Consider the following 18,444-nt stretch of genomic DNA (forward strand, 5'->3'; position numbering starts at 1 on the left):
TGCACTTCACGGCTCGAGTTCAGGATCGGGAATATCGACCCACGGGAGTGGAATAATGCGTGCCCCATACCTGCATGTTCTGAGCGGCGGGGCGAACGTCTCATCTTCTGCCTCGCGTCTTGTTTCTATCATCTTCAGCGAAATGAAGACAAACATGGGCTTGACAGTGGGCGAATAGGTATAAGTTGCCGTAGCGCCATCAGGGCTTACAATCAACTCCCCCTCACCATGCACCGCTGTCCATACAAGATCACCGTATTCATCGGTGACCACTTCGCCGTCGTTGGTCCACACTGCCGAAAGCTGTATACGGTTCCTGTTCGAATCAATTTCCGAATGCGTGCAAATAATGGCAAATTCTTCAGGTTGAAATTGCACCCAAAAATAGGCATCGGCTGTGGTTGTCTGTTCCCTATCATGAAAGATGGCTCGCCGCAGTAGATATCCTGGTGCATGCCCGGGCGCATCAGGATCTTCTATACTCGCCTTGGCGGGCGCGGTATACGTCCATGGCCATTCAGGGTCTTCTCCGTTCGGCTCGATACTTTCCCCTACAACAGACCCAGGGGCTTCCATATATGCAGTGATGGTGTCATAGGGCTGCGAAGAGGTCACCGATAACCTTGCCAGTTTGTTGGAGTCGACACGCTGGATCAAAGGGCCGACATGAAGCCGCGTATCATATACACGTACCAGTTCCGAACTGATATATTCGCTGCTGTCACTTTTGAATTTTACCTTTGCCGACACTCGCACTGTAATGAAGCGCGTGTTTACGAGCCGTGCAGGCGGCAGGTAATAGGTTTCAATTTCTGCAGGATTGGAAAAGGAGCCCAGCTCACCTGTGTAGTCGGGCTCTGCAGATACGACACTCCAGGCCACTGTCTCAATTGCAACTTCGCCAAAGCGGCCGATCTTGAGATGCATTTTTTCGCCTATGGTAACGTGTTTGATCACGTCTCCCATGCCAGTGTCCGACTGAATGTACCTGGCAGCGCCTGACTTCCTGTAGCCGGGTTTACCCTCCCCATCCAGTTCCACAGCCTGCAACTCTACGGTTCGCGCTGGGCGCTCACCTGTGCCCCGAGCGCGCGTCAGAACCGCTGTGCTGGGGGGCGTTTCTATATAGAAGGCAGTTCGTGAAGGTGACACCTGGCCAAACATTACCGGGCTTTTAGCCAGCTCGAGCTTATCAAGGGGTACGGGGTCGTCGCTACGAAACAACAGTTGATTCAAATGCATGACATTCAAGTTTCCAACCGCCTTTTCGAGTGCGGCCAAGACTTCATCAAGGCAGATTTCCTTTATCTTTTTTTCGATAACTTCGATGATCTGGCGCTGGCCGGCCAACGCCTGCTGCGGCACAAGCAACATATCGGCGGCGGTTCTTTCATTGTCAATCTCCAACATCAACTGACTGTTCCGCAAGGTGAGGTTGTAAGTCCAGTTCATCATCCAGTTGTGTTCGACCGTGACAGATTGTCCATTGACAGTGTAGGTTCCAACAGCTTCCCGCTTGGCCCAGGTCAGGTCTATGGCTATACCGTTTCTCTTGACCAACTTGATGGTCATCCCTGATGCACCTGCCAATGGATCATCCTTCAGGGTACCTTCACCCAAGTTAAACTCAGGGGTATCGCCCGAAAGGTTCCAGTCGCTACCTTCTTCAGCCAGCCGGAACTTCTTCAATTTTCCGCTTTTGAATTTGAATGCCGCAACAGCATCGTCGTCGGACAGGGGGCTTAGCGCGTAGGCGCCCCCTTCAATCAGCGTAACGAATCCAGTCTCCAGTACCCTGCGAAGCAGATAGCCGCCGGACAATGCCAAGGTCGCGTTATGGGGGTCCGCAAGCAAGCTGCGCGCAGGTTCGGATTCCGGGTAACCGGCCCTGTCGTCTTCATGCGCTTTTATAAAAAGCATCACCGTTGAACCATCGGTGTCAGCGCTCTCCTCAGCGCTGGTCTTTTTCGTGACTCTGATTACAAATTCTTTAGGCTGAAAGAAGTGATTGGCATCCTCCCGTACTTCACCGAATACATACTCCGTTTTCACCTTTGGCAAGGTACGCAAGTAAGCATTCAACTTCTCTCCGGCTTCTTTTTCATATTTCTTGTTGGTCGTAACCGTAAAGCGTGCAGTCTGCGCCGCCTGGTTCGAGTACAGCGGCATGTAAGCTTTTGCTACGAGTTCATCACCCGTTTTCGATGCCAGGTTTACTGCATCTTCCTTGACGGGCCCGTTCATGGGGGAAATGTAACGCAGGCGGTGTACCACGTGCTGATGCTGATCAGGCTCGTTATCGTTCGTAACCTGCTTGGCGACACTCAACTGCATGCCCGAAGCCGTTCTGTGCACGAGCTTGACGATTGGAGAACTCCATTCATTGAGGTTGAATGTTATCAGCGGTGCATCGAATGTAATATTGACCAGGCGCGCGGGCAGATTATCCTCTTCTTTCACCCACTCGTTCCAAAGCGGAACGGTTTCGCCTGTGTTGAATTTTTCTATATATTCCTGTCGAAGTAACAAGTTGGTCGCTTCCCGACCGTAAATGGCTACCGCGCTGCTGCCCCATGTGTAGTCGTTCGTTCCCATCCACTCCAGAAGCTTTTCGACTTCGGTTTTTTCTTTGCTCTTTTTCATGTTCTTCTCCTTCGAGTTTTCATGCGACAAAGCGCAATGTCAACGGCGGAAAATCCAGCAATGGGCTTTGCCGATCAGAAGGTTTTTCAAAAGCCAGTTGTACGTCGAAACGCAGCTCGTGGTTCACCAGGGCTGGGCCGAAGTTGCTGTTGGCGACCTGCAGCTCCACATATCCACGTGCGATATCCACCGCAGAAACCAACTGACCCGCCTCTCCACCCTGCGTGGCCCAGAACTTCGCTACTGCTGGCTGTTCAAGAAATGTACCTGCCACCCACAAGCGCTGGCCGGCTTCCATCAGTAACCAGCGCTCCAACCTCAACGTGAGCCCTTTGCTCCTGGCAGTTGCCAGGCTGACCTCCAGGCGACTACTGGCCTGCAAGCACTGCAGCCGCTCTCGTTCGTGCGCCTCGGGTGGTTTTATCGTCAGGCGGTATATTTCCGAATCCTGGTAGGCATCGGATGAGGTGTGCACCCGGTAGAACACCTTCACCGGGCCGTGCAGCAGATTGGGGGCGACATACTCGGGGGGATTCGAAACGCCGGCGGTTCCTGCTGGTCCACGGGCTCCTCGACTATATGTTGGCCACCTGCGCAATTGCCCAGCCAATGCAGGTGAACCACCCCCTTTGCGATATTTGCGGTGGCAGGCACCCTGGCAACCACACCCTGGTCCTGGGCCACCTGGATCGCACGCAGGTACCCTTCGTCCGGGGAGCACCCTGATCACGGCTATCCCCATCGATCAGCGGAAAGGGAAGCGCAAGCCGCTGGGCCACTGTCAACACAAGCGAGGTACTGGCCAATGCCATACCCGGCCGGGCGAAAGCCCAGCTCAATGTATTCTTGCCCTGCCCCAGCGCCGCCAGCGCCTGCGCGCCAACGGTGAATTCCAGCTTCTGGCTTGTCAGCACCGAGGCATCCACCAGCTTGGCGTATGCCCAGAGTTCACTGCCGTCATCCCAATACAACAACACGGTATCGCCCGCCAACAGCCGATCCGGGACAGGGCAGCGCACGCGAACGCCGTCGGGATAATCCCCAGGCACCAGCACGTCGCCTTTTACGTCTGGGAGTTCGGGGACCATCAAGCGATTCCCCGGCAGGGGTGGCGCAAGGCTGAAACGCTGTGCAGCAGAAACACTGATTTCGCGGGTCGCGGCGTGGGTAACACGCCATGACAAGGTGCCGTGCTGGCGATTGCTTTTTTGCAGCTCGCTCCTGGGCACCTTCCACGTCAGCGGGTGGCCTATATCGGCCTGCCCAACTTTCATATCCTGTGACCAGGGGGCGATCGGCATGGAATCGTCGCCACTGCGGTAACCCTGCCAGGTCAATGTGGCCACATCGTCCTTGGCCATGGCTTGATAAGGCGGCGCATGCACATAAACGTCATTGGGCACCTGCGACAGGTCGATGACCAGGCCATGGCTGGAATGTATCTGCGCTACCGGGGGAAGGTCACCGAACAACGGTGCCCGATCCAGAAATATGATCAGCCGCAATGATTCGCCCACATTCGGGCTGGATGCAGTTACTACTTCGAACGAGTAAAACACCTCTCCGCCACGCGCCCGATCAAGCAACTCATAACCGATACTGACGAGAACCCGGCCGTTCTCGAAGTTCTGATCATCCACAAGCCGAACACTGCTCAAGTGATCCACGCTGTGCCCGTCCGCTGTCCGCCCGCGCCAGTGAATCTCGAACTCATGGCCCAGTTGTACATCCGACCAGACCAACCAGGTATCAAGGCTCTGCCCATTGAGGTCATCCACAAAGATGACCTGGCCCTGCATAAGTGGAATATCCGGCGTAGGGGCCGGAGTACCGCGTCGAGTTGCCATGGCGGCTTACCTGTAATTGGCTTGCCACTTGTTTTACCGATTGCGCAAGGCTCTGTTAACTGGCAGATCTATCAGTTGCAGCGATTGAAACATTATTTTCTGCGCCCCCTCTGCCGAACATATGCCCACCTGAAAACTCTGCCAGTTGCACCCTTGCCTCGCCTGGTGTTTTTTAAGGGCTCCTGATTCTTCCGGCCGAGAAACCAAAATGAACAATCCATTATTGACTCGTTCGAAACTGGCAAGATGTTCAGCCTTGTTCCTTTCGATCCCCCTGGCTTGCGCACTGGCGTTGCAACTGGCGGGGTGTTTTCCAGCTCGCCAGCCCGCCCGCGAAGCTCAACGCACAATGCAGGCTTCCGATTCGTTGGCGTTCTTGTTGGTAGAGCGAAAATCTACGTCAAACCCGGCAATGGATTGCCGTGGTGGTGGTAAGACCGACACGGTAGTGAATGGTACTGCTTGGGTCAACGCTTCGCTTAATCAAGGACATTCGAGTTACTACGCTATGAGTTGCACCAAACTCCTCAGTGGCAATCAAATCATCAAGCTCAGTGGAAAAGTGACCTCAGTGGTTGGCCCATCCAGGAGCGCCGTAAATTGCCCCGCCTCCAACGCTCTCATCAGCGTCGAGTTGCCAAATACCGGGCAAGTGCTTATAAAGTGCCAGGCACTGGATGGCTATAGCTTGCAGGCCGAATCGGCATCACCAGCAACACAGGGCGCCGCCCCTCTCAAGGAGAATTCCGCAGCCACTGGATGTGCAGATGGATCAGTTGCAACAGGCATTCTTGCGACAAGCGATGGCGATAGAAGGTTTGGGGGTGGTGTCAGTTGCAAGAAAGTCACTGGCGGCACTGTCACGTCTGGTGGTGGCTTGTATTTGGTCAGCAAACAGTCTGATTCCCCCACGCGAACCTGCGCTGAAGCGGTCGTATCCAACTCGGTGATGACGGCGCGCGCGCACTGGGGCGATGAAAATGATGCAACCGTTTATGGGTGCGCTCGCCAGTGGCAGAACTCGAGTGTTCTCGAGCTTGTTGGCGATATGCAGTCGAGCAGCGGGACAGAGTCAGACCATACCTTTGCCTGCAGTACTGATTACGTACTTGTGGGTATGGGGCATACCGATGACGAAAACGGAACGACTTACTATCAGTGCAGCAAGCTCAAAAATACCGTTTTCGATGTTACCAGTCGCGTATTCGAAAGCAGGACGATAGTGCACAAGGAAAACGAATCCGAGATGGACTGCTCTCCAGGCATTATTATTGCCCGCCACCATAAAGGCGATGAAACAAAAAATAGTACTGTCACCTGCGGCGACATTTTCTAGACGCTGAACACTGCCCGAACCCGTGCCGCAGAGAACTCAATGAAGCCGTTGAATGATTCTTGACCTCGGCGGCTACATTGCTCGGCCACTCGGTGCTCACACGGCAACTTTGCAAATGCGTACAACGCATGAGCAACCGTCTTTCAACGATCTCGCCACTGAACTGAGTGCTTGATCGAAAAGCGGGCTCACACACACTACGCCGACGCCTGGGGGAAACAGCACCATGAAACACTGCCTTGCCTGCATCCTGTGGACAGTGGCCGCAATGGCAAATGTGCACGCGGCCGAGATGGGCTCCATTACGGTATATGACGAGTTCAACAACGGCCATATATTGGCTCCGAACCCCGCCCCGGGTTGGGTTCAGGAATACACGACCTACACGGATCCCCCGGCCCAGGGAACAAGGCCTATCCGGGCCATACGCTTCAAGAACCTGCCCTCCGCTACCACAGTATTCATGAGCAGTGACCGTAACTGCGCCCGCAATGCCAACGTTGATTTCTGGATAGAGCTAAGAACCACCAGCGACACCGACTGGCCTCTTTCAGACAGTCCTGCCGCGATGGAAGTGCTGATGAATTACCCTAAAGGCAGTGTGTTGAACAAAGGGTTATTGGTATCCGATACCTATCGCAAGGCGGGTAACAACAACCTGGACAAACTGGCCTGTGTCAGGATTTCCACATCACGCCTGCCCGGCGGCAATGTTCCATCGGTGAAGGCTGCGTTGGTCCCGAAATCGTTGCCTTACTCTCTGGGCTCTTCTGATACCTGTGCTAACCAGTACAACGCTCCCGTGGTAGGCGACTATGCATTGACCGCCAATTATCATTCATACAGGCAAACAATCCGCTGCGGGAACTTTCCTGGCTTGACGGTGCAGCCCTCGCCCTCCACCGACTGGAAATCATGGCAAAACGTCGATTTTCAATGTCCAGCCCAACAGGCGCTGGTAGGCCTTCAAATCAGGCATGAAGCATTCACCCCCTCTAACAATGCTGATTTCAAAGCAACTTGCAGTTCACTCTACGACACAAAGCACCGCCCGCTGATGCTCATCAATGACGAAGCTTTCGAAATAACCGGTACATCGGAGTCGCATGATTTCACCTGTCAAACTTCTCAAGTAGTCGTTGGCGTCAAGGCACGTAAGGGCGGAGATTTCCCAAGTGTCGGCTACCGCTGCGCGACGCTGCTCACCTATCCGGATTCACTCCCTTCTCCCGCAAACGATACTACCGGCAACCCTCTGCAAGAGAACAACGGAAGCGTCACGGTCATTGCGCCAGACAACACTCGGGGCTATGCCTTCGCACTCCCGCAAGCAGGGCGCACCGTTCAGTACGAGCTGCGCGGCTACCAGGCCGGCCTGCCCTACGATGAGAACCCCGACACCCGCAAGATCGGCAAGATCATCCTCCAGGGCATCCCGTCGGCCAGCAAGGTCACGGTGACCTCCAACCCAACCTGCGACACCGAAGACACCAACAGCGCCTACTCCTTCACGTTACGCAGCACCGCCGACGGTGCCAGTACCGGGGAAATGAATATCGAGGATTTTTTCGCTGCCAGCGAAGGCAGCCCTATCGAAAATCGCTTGATGCTGGAGAGCAAGCGCGGCACGCCGAACGAAACCGATCTCCCCTGCATCCGCCTGTCGGTCTCCAGAAAACCGGGCGATACGGTGCCGGCTACGAATGTGCCGCTGTCGACATGGTTCGTGACAGGCGACCTCTCGGAATCCGGCCATGACTTCACCTGCAGTGCCACGCAGATGCTGTCCGGCCGCATGCATGAAGGTGATGAAAACGGCAGCACACGGTACCAGTGCAGCGGCAACGGCAGTATCGAGGTCTCCGAGACACGAAACTTTGAAAACTTCAATGAAAAGACCGGCACCTGGTTCGACTGCCCGCAAGACACGGTGATGGTCGGGCGAGCGCACACCGGTGACACCGAATCTGGAAAAACCACCTACCGCTGCGCAACGGTGACGTACCAGAAGCGCCCCACAATCGTCGAGCTCTCAGGCAACTGGCAGAAGGTATCGGAACGCAAGCACGACTTTTCTTGCCCTGCTGGCGAAGCACTCGTCGGCCGCCGGCACAAAGGCGATGAGAACGGGGATACCTACTACCGCTGCGGCCGGTTGAAATTCTGAACCCCTGGAGGGCCTGACCATGAGTTCGCTTACCAACGTCCAATCCAATGCCCATAACTACTGCGACTACCTCAACGCCGGGGTAGACCCGCGCACAGGGCAGTTCACTGCGGTCATCACATTCCCTGAGTTTTTCAGCGCGAACATGGCGGGCCCGACCTTGCCCCTGGCGCTCAGCTTCAATGCGGCAGACAAGGAAAACCACGGCTTCGGCATTGGCTGGAGCATCAACCTCACCCGCTACAACCCCGATAACAACCGCCTGCTCAGTACTCAGGCCGGTGAAACCTTCCGTGTCGACCAATCGAGCGAAGGCGATGTGCCGGCCAGGCTCAATGAACAGAAACTGGACACCTTTCATTTCCATGCCCCAGACCTCACCAGAGGCCCGTTCACGGTGATCCATCGCTCGGGGCTGATCGAGCACCTGCGCCTGTTCACTACCCTGAGCGGCAATGTTGCACTGCCCGAGCGCATTGAGAACGCCCAGGGCCATACCCTGAAAGCCAGCTACACCGCCGATCAGACTGTGCGCACGCCACAGCTCAACCGGCTGGAAGACGCAAGCGGCAACGTTCTGCTGACCATCGACTACCGCGTTGACGGTGCACTGCTGCGCCTGGCGCCACAGGAAGATGGCAGCGAACACCTGAGCATGGACTTCCAGACCAGGGACAGACGCCTGGACCGTGTCAGCGTGGTCGGCGTCGACAACGCGCAATGGGCGTTCGGCTACACCACCAAGCGCGGTTACCTGTGCATCGAACAGGTTCGGACGCCGGAAGGCACGGTCGACCGCGTCAGATACGACGACGCGGGGCACCTGTTTCCCGGCAGGCCGGCGGAACCTGCGTTGCCCCGGGTGACCGAACATGAGCTTGATCCCGGTTTGGGCATGCCAGCGACCACTACCTTCTGGAGCTACTCGACCCAGAACTACCTGGGTTACGGCAGCCAGGGCGTTGCCTGGGAGAACGATGGCAGCGATCAGTTGTACAAACAGACCCAACCCGATTTCAGATATTCCACCACCGCTGATCAAACCTTGCCTGGCACCACCGATGAACAGCGCCAGGTATTGCGCAGCACCACCCGAACCTACGATCGCTTTCACCAGAGAGTGGAACAGCGCACCGAACAGAACGGTTGTGTCATCACCGACGCGGTGGCCTACCACACAGAGCCGAACAAGCCCTTCAAGGATCAGCCGCCCTACTTTCAGATGCCCAGCGTTCAGGAAAAAATCTGGCGGCACGCCGGGGGCCAGCAGATACAGCAGGAGCGCTTCGAGTACGACACGCATGGCAATCTGACGTGGGAGCAGTCTGCAGATGGCCACGTGACCGAGTACAGCTATTACCCCATCGATGGCGAAGGCCTGGATTGCCCCGCCGAGCCCAACGGCTTTCCCAACAAGCTCAAGGCCGTCATACAACGGCCGGCGGCAGGCCACGCTGAAGGTGCGCCCGTACGCAAAACCGTCTATCGCTACCAGTGGGTGCCGCCGCTGGATGGCGACGGCATCACCGCCATGGGCTCTTTGATGGAATGTGAGCGGCACGTTCAGACATTGGGGCCGGGCGACCAAGTCGAGCAGGCGCTCGGTGGTGAGTTGACCCATTACCACATCGTACCCAGCGACCCGCTGCTGCACGGCCGTATCGTCCGTAAGCAGCAACAGCACAACGGGTTTGTACACACGACCGATTTCGAATACGCACTGGGCAACCAACGCAAGGGCCTGGGCGCGCGTACGTTGATCACTACCCAGCGACGGTTTGGCCATGACGGCAAGGGCAGCCGCCTGCACAGCCCGATCGAAACCTGGGCCGAACTCAGTACCCTGACCGGGCAAACCCTGGCCAGTGGCGACGAGGACGGTGTGGTCACGCGGTTCGAATACGACGGCCTCAACCGCTTGATGCACGCACATATCGAGGGTGATTACCCTGCAACCCGCAGTTACCGCTATCGCTTCATGGGGCCAGACAACAACGGCAGCGGCAACGAGACGGTCAGTATCGACGTCAACGGTGTCGAAATCGTAACGCTCGAAGACGGCCTGGGCAGAATGGTCAAACGCTTGCGCAGCCTGGAGGACGGCAGCTACGTGTTGCTTGAGCGCCAAGCCTGGAACACCTTGAACCAATGCACCGAGCACGCCGAATACGACGACTTCCCCGGTGCACCCTATGAGCTGCTGAGCCGTTTCGTTTACGACGATTGGGGCAACCTGTATCGAAGCACCGCCCCGGACGGCGTGGTCACGGTCACCGAGGTGTCGCATACGCCTCTCGCACCCGCGGTGTCATCACTGACCAGCTGGCAAGAGCACCCGCAGCGGCCAGGCGAATGCTGGAACAAGTTCCATCGGCAGGCCAACCTGTTCGGTAAAACCGATTTCGAGCAACGCTATACCTTCGAAGGTGGCACCGAGCAGGTAGCCGGCAAGACCAGCTACCGCTATGACGGCGATGGCCGTTGCGTCGAAGAACAACAGCAGTTGCGCGACCTTGGCAAAGGCGCAGGCCTGCTGGCCAAGCGCACAACCACCTACAGCTACGACGCCTGCGACCGTATCGTGACCACGCAGCGCCCTGACCACTCCGTGATACGCAGCCGATTCGACCCGTCAACGCCTCTTGCGCAGGTCGTTTGCGTAGAAGTGGGCCAGGGCGGGCGGTTCGTCACCGCCGGCCAGCAGCGATTCGACAGCCTGGGCCGTTTGACCTCACGCGCCCATGGCGATCTGGCCGAAACCTTCACCTACCGTGATGGAAGCAACCGCATCGACACCCGCACGCTGGCCAGCGGCGAGGTGCTGACGTATTCGTACGAGCCATCATTGGCGCAAACGGCCACGCAGGTCGCAACCTCCTCCGGCGCATCCACGCAGCACTATCGATACCATCCCGGAACCGGCCAGGTGATCGAGGGCGAAGAGTCTGGCAGCAGCCTGAATCCGCACAGCACGGCGTTCGAGTATGACCGCCTTGGCCAGCTGAAAAAGAGCGTGCTGAAACGGCCCGGCCAGCCCGACCATGCGACGCGCCTGAACAACAGCCGGCTGGGGCGCAGGCTTGAGCGTGCCGATGACAGTGCCGTGCCCACGCAGCACACCTACGACGCCTGCGGCCGCATTGCCACCGTCACCCAGGGGCCAGTGTGTACCCGGCACCTCTACAACATTCGTGGCCAGCTGGAACAAACCGTCACCGATAGCCCGGAGGGAACCCTCACCTGCACCTTTGCCTACGATGATCTTGGCCGCGAAACCCAGCGCACGATCCAGCTTCCGGGCCAGCCAGAATATGTTGTCGGCCAGTGTTTCAGCGACGATGACATGCCTTTGCAGCGCACCTATCACAGGGGCGGGCAGTTGTGCCTGGAAGAGCGCTTCCAGTACGACCTGCTCGGCCGCCTGAGCTGGTGCGCCTACACAGGCGAACCGGCGTGGCTACCCAAAGGCCGCTATGGCCAACCGCTGCTGGACGAAGCGATGGAGTTCGACGAACTTGGCAACCTGACGCGGGTGAACAGCACTTATGGCGACGCCCAGCCCTACGTCGACACGATTTATGAATACCACCCCGACAACCTCTCGCAAGTGCGGCAGGTCACGTATTTCACTGAAGACCCCAGATACCAGCCCAGCCCGGTGTTCACCTACGACGCCAACGGCTGCATGACCAGCGATGGCGAACGGCTGCTGCGCTACGACACCCTCGGCCGCCTGGTGAGCATCCATGACCGCAGTGGCGCCACCTTACGCCAGTACCGCTACGACCCTCACAATGAATTGGTAGCCACGATCGACGCGGCAGGTGAGGAGACGGTTCACTTTCACGATGGCCTGCAACTGCACCACCGCAACAGCAACGGCGAGCGCACACAGCTGATGTATGCCGCCAACGGCAATGCCGTGGCGCAGCACAGCGACAAACAGCACCGGTTATTGGCCACCTCCCCGCAAGGCAGCGTTCATGCCGCCCCCGGCAACTCTTCGGCCCAGTGGGTGAGCTACGACGCCTGGGGCAACCCTGGCGATGCGTTGCAAACAGCACTGGGCTTCAATGGCGAGGCGCTCGACCCGGAGCTCCACGGCTACCTGCTCGGCAAGGGCTACCGCGCCTACCTGCCATGGCTGCGACGCTTCAACGCCCCGGACTCGGCAAGCCCTTTCGAAGGTGGCGGCCTGAATCCCTATGCCTACGCGTCGGGCAACCCGGTGGCCTATCAGGACCCTACCGGCCACTACACCAGCAAGATGGCCGGGCCACAGCGCATCGCCGAGCCTGAGCCGGCACCGAAGATCACGTTCTGGCAGCGCTGGAGCAGTGTCGTGATCGCTGCAGCGCTGACGGTGGCGTCCCTGGCTTACACCGCGTATTCGTTCGGGCTGGGCGCGCCGTTGCTGGTGAGTACCATCACCTCGGCTGCAAGCCTTACATGGAGCACGTTGGCGGCGATGGAGATCGTGAAGGATAACCTGCTGATTGGAATCATGTTCATGGTGGTTGATCTGGGGTCAGGGGCTTTGGCTGGGAAGTTGGCTGGGAAAGGTGCGAAGTTCGCTGCAGAGATAGTGGAAGACGTCCCTACTATCATACCAAGGGCTAAAATCGCTCCTTGGGGCCGCCGTTCCTTACCATCAATCGATTATTCCCGGAACACATCGTTTTCTGAGTCTATTGGCTCTGGCTATGCAGCATCAATTTCTTCAAGCAGTTCAGTTTCCTCAGTGCATTCATTGAGAACCAACTCAAGTAGTTCGAATATCCAGAACATGGATCTTTTTGAACCCTTGAGGAGGAATTCAACGCCTCCACCCCCCCTCGACAATACTCCTTCGATAATTTATAAGTTTAATCCCCAGCGTGCAGTGAAAAAACACTCACCGGTCATAATCCGCAGAACAAAAGGGGGGCCAATGTCTAATGAAAGCGCGCGAACCAGATATGAAGAAACAAAATTTTCCAATTCAGAGACCTGGGATTAGCTGAACCACATTGGGATATGGCACTCAATCAAATCAAGATTGCACGCCTGAAGTTGACTGGTTCAAACCAGAAAAATTCAAGCCTAACAACCCGGAGCTAATGCATGATTGACCCAGCATTGAGAGACATCCAAATCACCTATTGATAGTAATGCCCCACTCTCTCGGTTTGCTCGAAGCACACCGGGAAATTTCTTCCCGTCAGAAGAAGCCTTTCACGGTACTGCCGGTACCCCTTTACCAGACATTTCCCAATATCAAACATCGAAAAACCTACGTAAGTTTCGCCCCCAGCCGCTGCCCACGCAGCGGCTATGACTTACAGGAGTTTTTCGATGAAACGCTTTTCCCTCGGTTTTGCGCTGATGGCAATCAGCGGCATGGCCATGGCCAACACCGGCACCATCCAGTTCAAAGGCAAGATCACCGATGCTACCTGCCCGATCGAGGTCGTCGACCCGATCAGCGGTGGCAACGGCTCGATCATCAACCTGGGCACTTACACCAAGGACTTCTTCACGGCCGCAAAAGACAGAACCCGCCCGGTTTCTTTCCAGTTGCTGATCAAGGACGGCGCAGCCTGTGGTTTCGCGGCCGGTGACGAAGTCACCGTCACCTATTCGGGCCTGGACGGCAGCGACAGCGAGTTCTACCTGATCAAGCCGGGTGCCGATGCGGCTAAAAACATCGCTATTGCCTTGCAAGACAACACCCGCAAAGACGTGCCGCCAGACACCCCCTCTTCCGCCTACAAGGTCAATGAAACCGGTGAAAGCCGCCTGAATTTCACCGCCGCCATGGTAGCTACCACCAACGCCGTCACAGCCGGTGCAGTGGATGCCGACGTGCAATTCGTCGTCAACCTGCCTTGATGCCATGCCTCGCCGAGCGCGATGCCCGGCGAGGCTCTGCCTGCGGAGCCGTTCATGTCCCTGTCTCTGTTCAACGCTGCCTGCACACGCAGGTGGCCACTTTTTGCGCCCTTGCAATGGGCTGCATGGCGAGCACCAGCCACGCTGCGCTCGTGTTGAGTGCCACCCGCATCGTCCATGAGGGCGACCAGCGAAGCACCAGCGTGATGATTCGCAACCCCTCACAGCACACCTATGCAGCACAAACCTGGGTCAACACTGCGGCGGACGATACCACCACTGCGGTGCCGTTCATGCCCTCACCCGGGCTGTTCCGCCTGGACCCGGGCAAAGACCAACTGGTGCGCATCAACAGCCTGCCGCACACCTTGCCCGACGACCGGGAGTCGCTGTTTTTCTTCAACCTGCAGGAAATCCCCCAGGCCAAGCCTGGCGACGATACCTCGAACGTACTGAGCATCGCGCTGCGTACCCGCATCAAGCTTTTCCATCGCCCCAAGGCGCTGAAGGGCGAGCCGCAGAAGCGTATAGGCGAGCTTGCCTGGCAGTGGCTGCCGGCAACCGGAGAGGTGCGCGTCACCAACCCCACGCCCTATCACTTCACCTTCCGCCAGGTACTCACCGCTCAAGGCGAGCGCCTGCAGCCAGGCATGGTCGAGCCCTTTGCCGACCTGCGCCTGCGCCTGCCGGAAGGAGCCAGCGCGCCGCTGCACGTGCGCTTCAGCACCATCAACGACTACGGCGGTACCGGCGAGCTGCACACAGCTTCGGTCACAACTGAGCAGTGAGCCTGACTACCATGCCTATATCCCAGAAAGCCAAGGCTCGCACACGCCTGTGTACGCTGCTGGCCATGACCGGCCCCAGCGTGTTCGCTGCACATGCCGCGCACGCCGAGCCGGCTCGCTTCAACCCTGCGTTTCTCTACCAGGGCAGCGCGGGCCAGGCAGCGTTGGCCGCGCTCGAACAGCACACCACCCTCGCCCCCGGAGCACACACCGTTCGGGTCAGCCTCAACCTGCAGGATCACGGCGCTCATGAGCTGGAGTTCAGCCAGGCCGCTGACGGCCAACTCCAGCCTTGCCTTCCGGCCCAGTGGCTCGCCAGCCTGGGGTTGCGCCTGAGTACATTGCAAGATCCGGCACTGGCCCACGCCGCCTGCCTGGACCTGCCGCAAGCGATTGCCGATGCCAGCGTGGTGCTCGACAGCCAGGCCATGTCATTGGCTATTTCCATCCCACAGATCGCCATGCAGAGCCAGGCCAGCGGGCAGGTAGCTCCCTCACGCTGGGATGAGGGTATCAATGCGGCCTTCGTCAATTACCAGGTGTCGGCGCAGCGCAGTGCCAGCGCAAGCGCACACCAGAGCAGCGAAGATGCTGTGTTCAATGCCGGTGCCAACCTCGGTGCCTGGCGCCTGCGCAGTGGCTACAGCATGCGCAGCGACCAGCAAGGCCGCCGCTGGCAGCGCAACTACACCTACGCCCAGCGGGACGTACCGGGCCTGAACGCCAACCTCACCGTGGGAGAAAGCAACACCGGCGGTGATGTGTTCACTTCCCAGCCGATACTGGGTGCGGTGCTGGCCAGCGATTTCGCCATGCTCAGCGATAACCAGCAGGCCTATGCCCCGGTGATTCGCGGAGTTGCCCTGAGCCGGGCGAAGATAGACGTGCGCCAGAACGGCTACACGGTTTACACCGGCTACGTCAGCGCCGGTGCCTTCGAGCTCGATGACCTGGCGGTCTATGGCAATGGCGAGCTGGAGGTCACCCTCACCGAAGCCGACGGCCAGGTACGGCGTTTCACTCAGCCGTATGCCTCGCTGGGCAACCTTTTGCGAGAGGGGGTGTGGCGCTACGAGGCATCGGTGGGCCGCTATGCACCGGCCCGCGCTGAGCTGGACCGGCCAATGCTGGCCCAGGCAAGCCTTGCACGTGGGCTGGGCTGGAAGAGCACCGCTTATGGGGGCTTGCGCCAGGCCAGCTTCTATCGAGCAGCGACCCTGGGCGCCGCCCGTGACCTGGGAACGCTGGGCGCACTGTCGGCGGACATCACCGTCTCCGAAAGCCAGCCACAAACCGGCCCGGCTCGCCGAGGCGAGAGCTATGCCATCCGCTACGGCAAACACTTCGCCAGCCGTACCTATCTGCGTTTCGCCGGCTATCGCTATTCGACCGAAGGCTATCGGGACTTTGGCGAAGCCGTATACGAACACAGCCGCAATGTGGCGTTTCTGGGCAACCGCCGCAGCCGCTTCGAACTGTCCATGAGCCAGCCGATCGGGAGAAACACCAGCAGCTCCCTTACGTTGTCGCAGGAAGACTATTGGGGCAGCCAGCCCAGCAGGCGGCAAGTCCAGTTCAATATCAGCACCTACTGGCGCAAGGTGCAGTACAGCGCCTACGCCACGCAATCAGTGGCCCAGGCCCCGGGTTATGAATGGGACAGCCGGCAGATCGGCCTGTCGGTATCGATGCCGCTGGAGTTCGGCAACTGGTCCAGCGCCAGCTTCGATGCCGTCAGCAGCCAGGGCAACTGGTCGCAACGGGCCTCGCTGAGCACAGCGGATACCGAACGCGGCCTTAATTACAGCGCAAGCGTGGCGCGTTCGACCGAAGGCCACAACAGCCTCGGCGCCAGCGTGGCCTATCAGGGCCAGAATGGCAGTTACAGCCTGGGCTACAACGCAGGGCCCGGCTATCAGAACCTCAACGGCAGCGCAGCCGGTTCGCTGTTGCTGCACGAGGATGGTTTTTTGCTCAGCCCCATGGCAGGCGACACCATGGCCCTGGTACACGTGCCAGGCATCGAGGGCGTTACGGTCCAGAACGCCGGCCGGCAGCGCACCAGTGCCGACGGCTACAGCCTGGTGCCCTACATGCGCCCGTACCGCAGCAACAGCGTCACACTGGACACACACGAGCTTGGGCCGGAGGTAGAGCTGGACAACGGTACGGTGCAGGTCGTGCCGCGGCGCGGCGCGATCGTTCGAGCGAAATTCGCAGCACGCAAGGTCAACCGCCTGATCCTGCGCCTGCTGGCTGCCGACGGCAGGCCCCTGCCCTTCGGTGCTCAAGTGACAGATGCCAATGGCGCGGTGCTGGGCATGGTTGGCCAAGGCGGCCAACTGCTGCTGGCGACGTCGCTCGAGCCGCAAGTGCTGCACGTGACCCTGGATGAGGGCCGCTGCGGCGTTGAATTGGCCCCCCAGCTGTGGCCCGAGGAAAACGGCTTCAGGCAGCGCACACTCACCTGCCTGTGAACACAGTGTACAAGCGGCCTGCAAAGGGCCGCCCCCTCATCAAACGAGACTCTCCTGCAATGAAAGCAATCCCGCTCACTCTCGCGCTCGCGGCGCTGGCACCGCAACTGGCTTACGCCGTTGATGGCTGCTTCTGGAATCACAAAAATGGCCTGTCGGATGGGCCGCTGATCTTCAAGCAGAATTTCGGTACGGTCTACGTGCCGCGCGATGCACCGCTGGGCGCGATCATCGGCACCGCTCAGATACAGAGTTTCGATCGGCAGATAGGCAGCAACGCCATGCTCGCCTGCTTCAACGAGCTCGATCAGCGGCCGTTGATACTCCAGGCCAGCGCGGCTATGGGGCTGGCTGCGCCCCCATCGAACCTTCCTCCCCCTATCGCGCCAGACCGCCTATTGAAGACCAACATCGACGGGGTAGCTGCCCAGTTCGAATACCTGAATCCCTTCAATCAGGCCAGGGCCATTCGAACGCTCGACGGCCGCCCGCCCATGCCGCCGTTCCAGGCCCAGCTGCTACTGAATCCATTCCAATGGGAGTACTCGAGCAGCACCAGCCTGTTGACACTGATCAAGACCGATACCCTCCAACCGGGCCCGAACCTGATCGACACCAAGCTGTTCAGCGGCACCATGACGGATATCCCTGGCGAAGCGATGAGCTACTCCATCACCGGCACAGTGATCCAGGCCCAATGTGAGCTGGGCGCCAGCGTGCCTAGCTCGGTAGAATTAGGCGAATGGAGCACCAGTGACTTCACCGGCCCTGGCTACACCACGGTGGCCACGAAGTTTTCCATCGCCCTGGCCAATTGCCAGGATGACCCTGCCAACGGCGCCACCGAGGTGTATCTGCAGTTCGACCCTCAACGTGGCTCGCTCACCATTGATCGGGACAAGGGTATCTTTTCGCTGATGACCGGCTCGACCGCCAAAGGCATCGCGATGCAGGTGTTGCAGAGCGACGGCAGCCCAATGATGCTCAACGATATCGTGCACATGCAGCGGCTCCCGGTCAGCGGGGCAACACAGCTGGATTTCGCCGTGAGGTTGTATCAGACAGGCACGGCTTCGGAGGTTGTGGCAGGAATAGCGTTGGGGGCTCTGGGATTCACCATCAGCTACATGTGAGGTGAGCGATACGGCGGGGGAGTTGGGTGGCAACCCCTCCAGCCACACCCCGGCACACGATGTTCCCGCTATGGCTGCTCCCTTCCGGGCCTGACCAGGTTAACGGGTAATCATTGCGAGGGGACCGAAGGGGTCACCATAACGCACACCTGGCAGGGTTGCCCTGGCAAGCGGGGGCCATT

10 protein-coding genes and 1 other RNA gene are annotated in these 18,444 nt (G+C 58.6%); 7 read left to right on the forward strand and 4 right to left on the reverse strand.

What is annotated here, in order from left to right; genetic code table 11:
• Positions 1-6: 6 nt before the first annotated feature.
• The 3 genes from LN139_RS14015 to LN139_RS14025 all read right to left on the reverse strand — a co-directional run bounded on the left by LN139_RS14015 (position 7) and on the right by LN139_RS14025 (position 4,490).
• A complete protein-coding gene (locus tag LN139_RS14015; protein ID WP_236354416.1) occupies positions 7-2,643 on the reverse strand; it encodes a hypothetical protein in 2,637 nt (878 codons plus the stop codon).
• A 19-nt stretch (positions 2,644-2,662) separates the two neighbouring features.
• Positions 2,663-3,136, reverse strand: a complete 474-nt coding sequence (locus LN139_RS14020; RefSeq protein ID WP_236354418.1) for a hypothetical protein — start codon at positions 3,134-3,136, stop codon at positions 2,663-2,665.
• A gap of 82 nt (positions 3,137-3,218) precedes the next feature.
• Positions 3,219-4,490, reverse strand: coding sequence for a hypothetical protein (locus tag LN139_RS14025; protein WP_236354420.1), 1,272 nt, complete (start codon positions 4,488-4,490; stop codon positions 3,219-3,221).
• Between the two features lie 208 nt (positions 4,491-4,698).
• Between LN139_RS14025 and LN139_RS14030 the strand changes: the two genes are divergently transcribed.
• From LN139_RS14030 to LN139_RS14060, 7 genes are all read left to right on the forward strand, one after another.
• Positions 4,699-5,826 (forward strand): hypothetical protein, encoded by a 1,128-nt coding sequence (locus LN139_RS14030; protein ID WP_236354421.1) that lies wholly within the window; start codon positions 4,699-4,701, stop codon positions 5,824-5,826.
• 226 nt (positions 5,827-6,052) lie between these two features.
• Positions 6,053-7,993 carry a hypothetical protein gene (locus LN139_RS14035; RefSeq protein ID WP_236354422.1) on the forward strand — a complete coding sequence of 647 codons (1,941 nt, stop codon included), beginning with the start codon at positions 6,053-6,055 and terminating at the stop codon, positions 7,991-7,993.
• A gap of 19 nt (positions 7,994-8,012) precedes the next feature.
• Complete coding sequence (locus LN139_RS14040; RefSeq protein WP_236354423.1) at positions 8,013-12,992, forward strand: RHS repeat domain-containing protein; 4,980 nt, start codon at positions 8,013-8,015, stop codon at positions 12,990-12,992.
• Positions 12,993-13,327: 335 nt separating this feature from the next.
• The gene (locus LN139_RS14045) at positions 13,328-13,864 is read left to right on the forward strand and encodes a fimbrial protein (RefSeq protein ID WP_236354425.1); all 537 of its coding nucleotides are present in this window, start codon (positions 13,328-13,330) and stop codon (positions 13,862-13,864) included.
• Between the two features lie 125 nt (positions 13,865-13,989).
• Positions 13,990-14,652 carry a fimbrial biogenesis chaperone gene (locus tag LN139_RS14050; protein WP_236354427.1) on the forward strand — a complete coding sequence of 221 codons (663 nt, stop codon included), beginning with the start codon at positions 13,990-13,992 and terminating at the stop codon, positions 14,650-14,652.
• An 11-nt stretch (positions 14,653-14,663) separates the two neighbouring features.
• The gene (locus LN139_RS14055) at positions 14,664-17,129 is read left to right on the forward strand and encodes a fimbria/pilus outer membrane usher protein (protein WP_236354430.1); all 2,466 of its coding nucleotides are present in this window, start codon (positions 14,664-14,666) and stop codon (positions 17,127-17,129) included.
• Between the two features lie 59 nt (positions 17,130-17,188).
• Positions 17,189-18,262, forward strand: coding sequence for a fimbrial protein (locus LN139_RS14060; RefSeq protein ID WP_236354433.1), 1,074 nt, complete (start codon positions 17,189-17,191; stop codon positions 18,260-18,262).
• Between the two features lie 33 nt (positions 18,263-18,295).
• On the opposite strand, the gene ffs is transcribed toward LN139_RS14060, so the two are convergent.
• Positions 18,296-18,392, reverse strand: an RNA gene (ffs, locus tag LN139_RS14065) — signal recognition particle sRNA small type.
• Between the last annotated feature and the right edge of the window lie 52 nt (positions 18,393-18,444).

The organism is Pseudomonas sp. KNUC1026, from assembly GCF_021650705.1.
In the GTDB taxonomy this organism is placed as follows: Bacteria; Pseudomonadota; Gammaproteobacteria; order Pseudomonadales; family Pseudomonadaceae; genus Aquipseudomonas.

Bases quoted from the DNA above. Each gene is read 5' to 3' on its own strand.
- LN139_RS14045 (WP_236354425.1), top strand. From the start codon at position 13,328: ATGAAACGCTTTTCCCTCGGTTTTGCGCTGATGGCAATCAGCGGCATG.
- LN139_RS14035 (WP_236354422.1), top strand. From the start codon at position 6,053: ATGAAACACTGCCTTGCCTGCATCCTGTGGACAGTGGCCGCAATGGCA.
- LN139_RS14060 (WP_236354433.1), top strand. From the start codon at position 17,189: ATGAAAGCAATCCCGCTCACTCTCGCGCTCGCGGCGCTGGCACCGCAA.
- LN139_RS14040 (WP_236354423.1), top strand. From the start codon at position 8,013: ATGAGTTCGCTTACCAACGTCCAATCCAATGCCCATAACTACTGCGAC.
- LN139_RS14050 (WP_236354427.1), top strand. From the start codon at position 13,990: ATGGCGAGCACCAGCCACGCTGCGCTCGTGTTGAGTGCCACCCGCATC.
- LN139_RS14055 (WP_236354430.1), top strand. From the start codon at position 14,664: ATGCCTATATCCCAGAAAGCCAAGGCTCGCACACGCCTGTGTACGCTG.
- LN139_RS14015 (WP_236354416.1), bottom strand. From the start codon at position 2,643: ATGAAAAAGAGCAAAGAAAAAACCGAAGTCGAAAAGCTTCTGGAGTGG.
- LN139_RS14030 (WP_236354421.1), top strand. From the start codon at position 4,699: ATGAACAATCCATTATTGACTCGTTCGAAACTGGCAAGATGTTCAGCC.
- LN139_RS14025 (WP_236354420.1), bottom strand. From the start codon at position 4,490: ATGGCAACTCGACGCGGTACTCCGGCCCCTACGCCGGATATTCCACTT.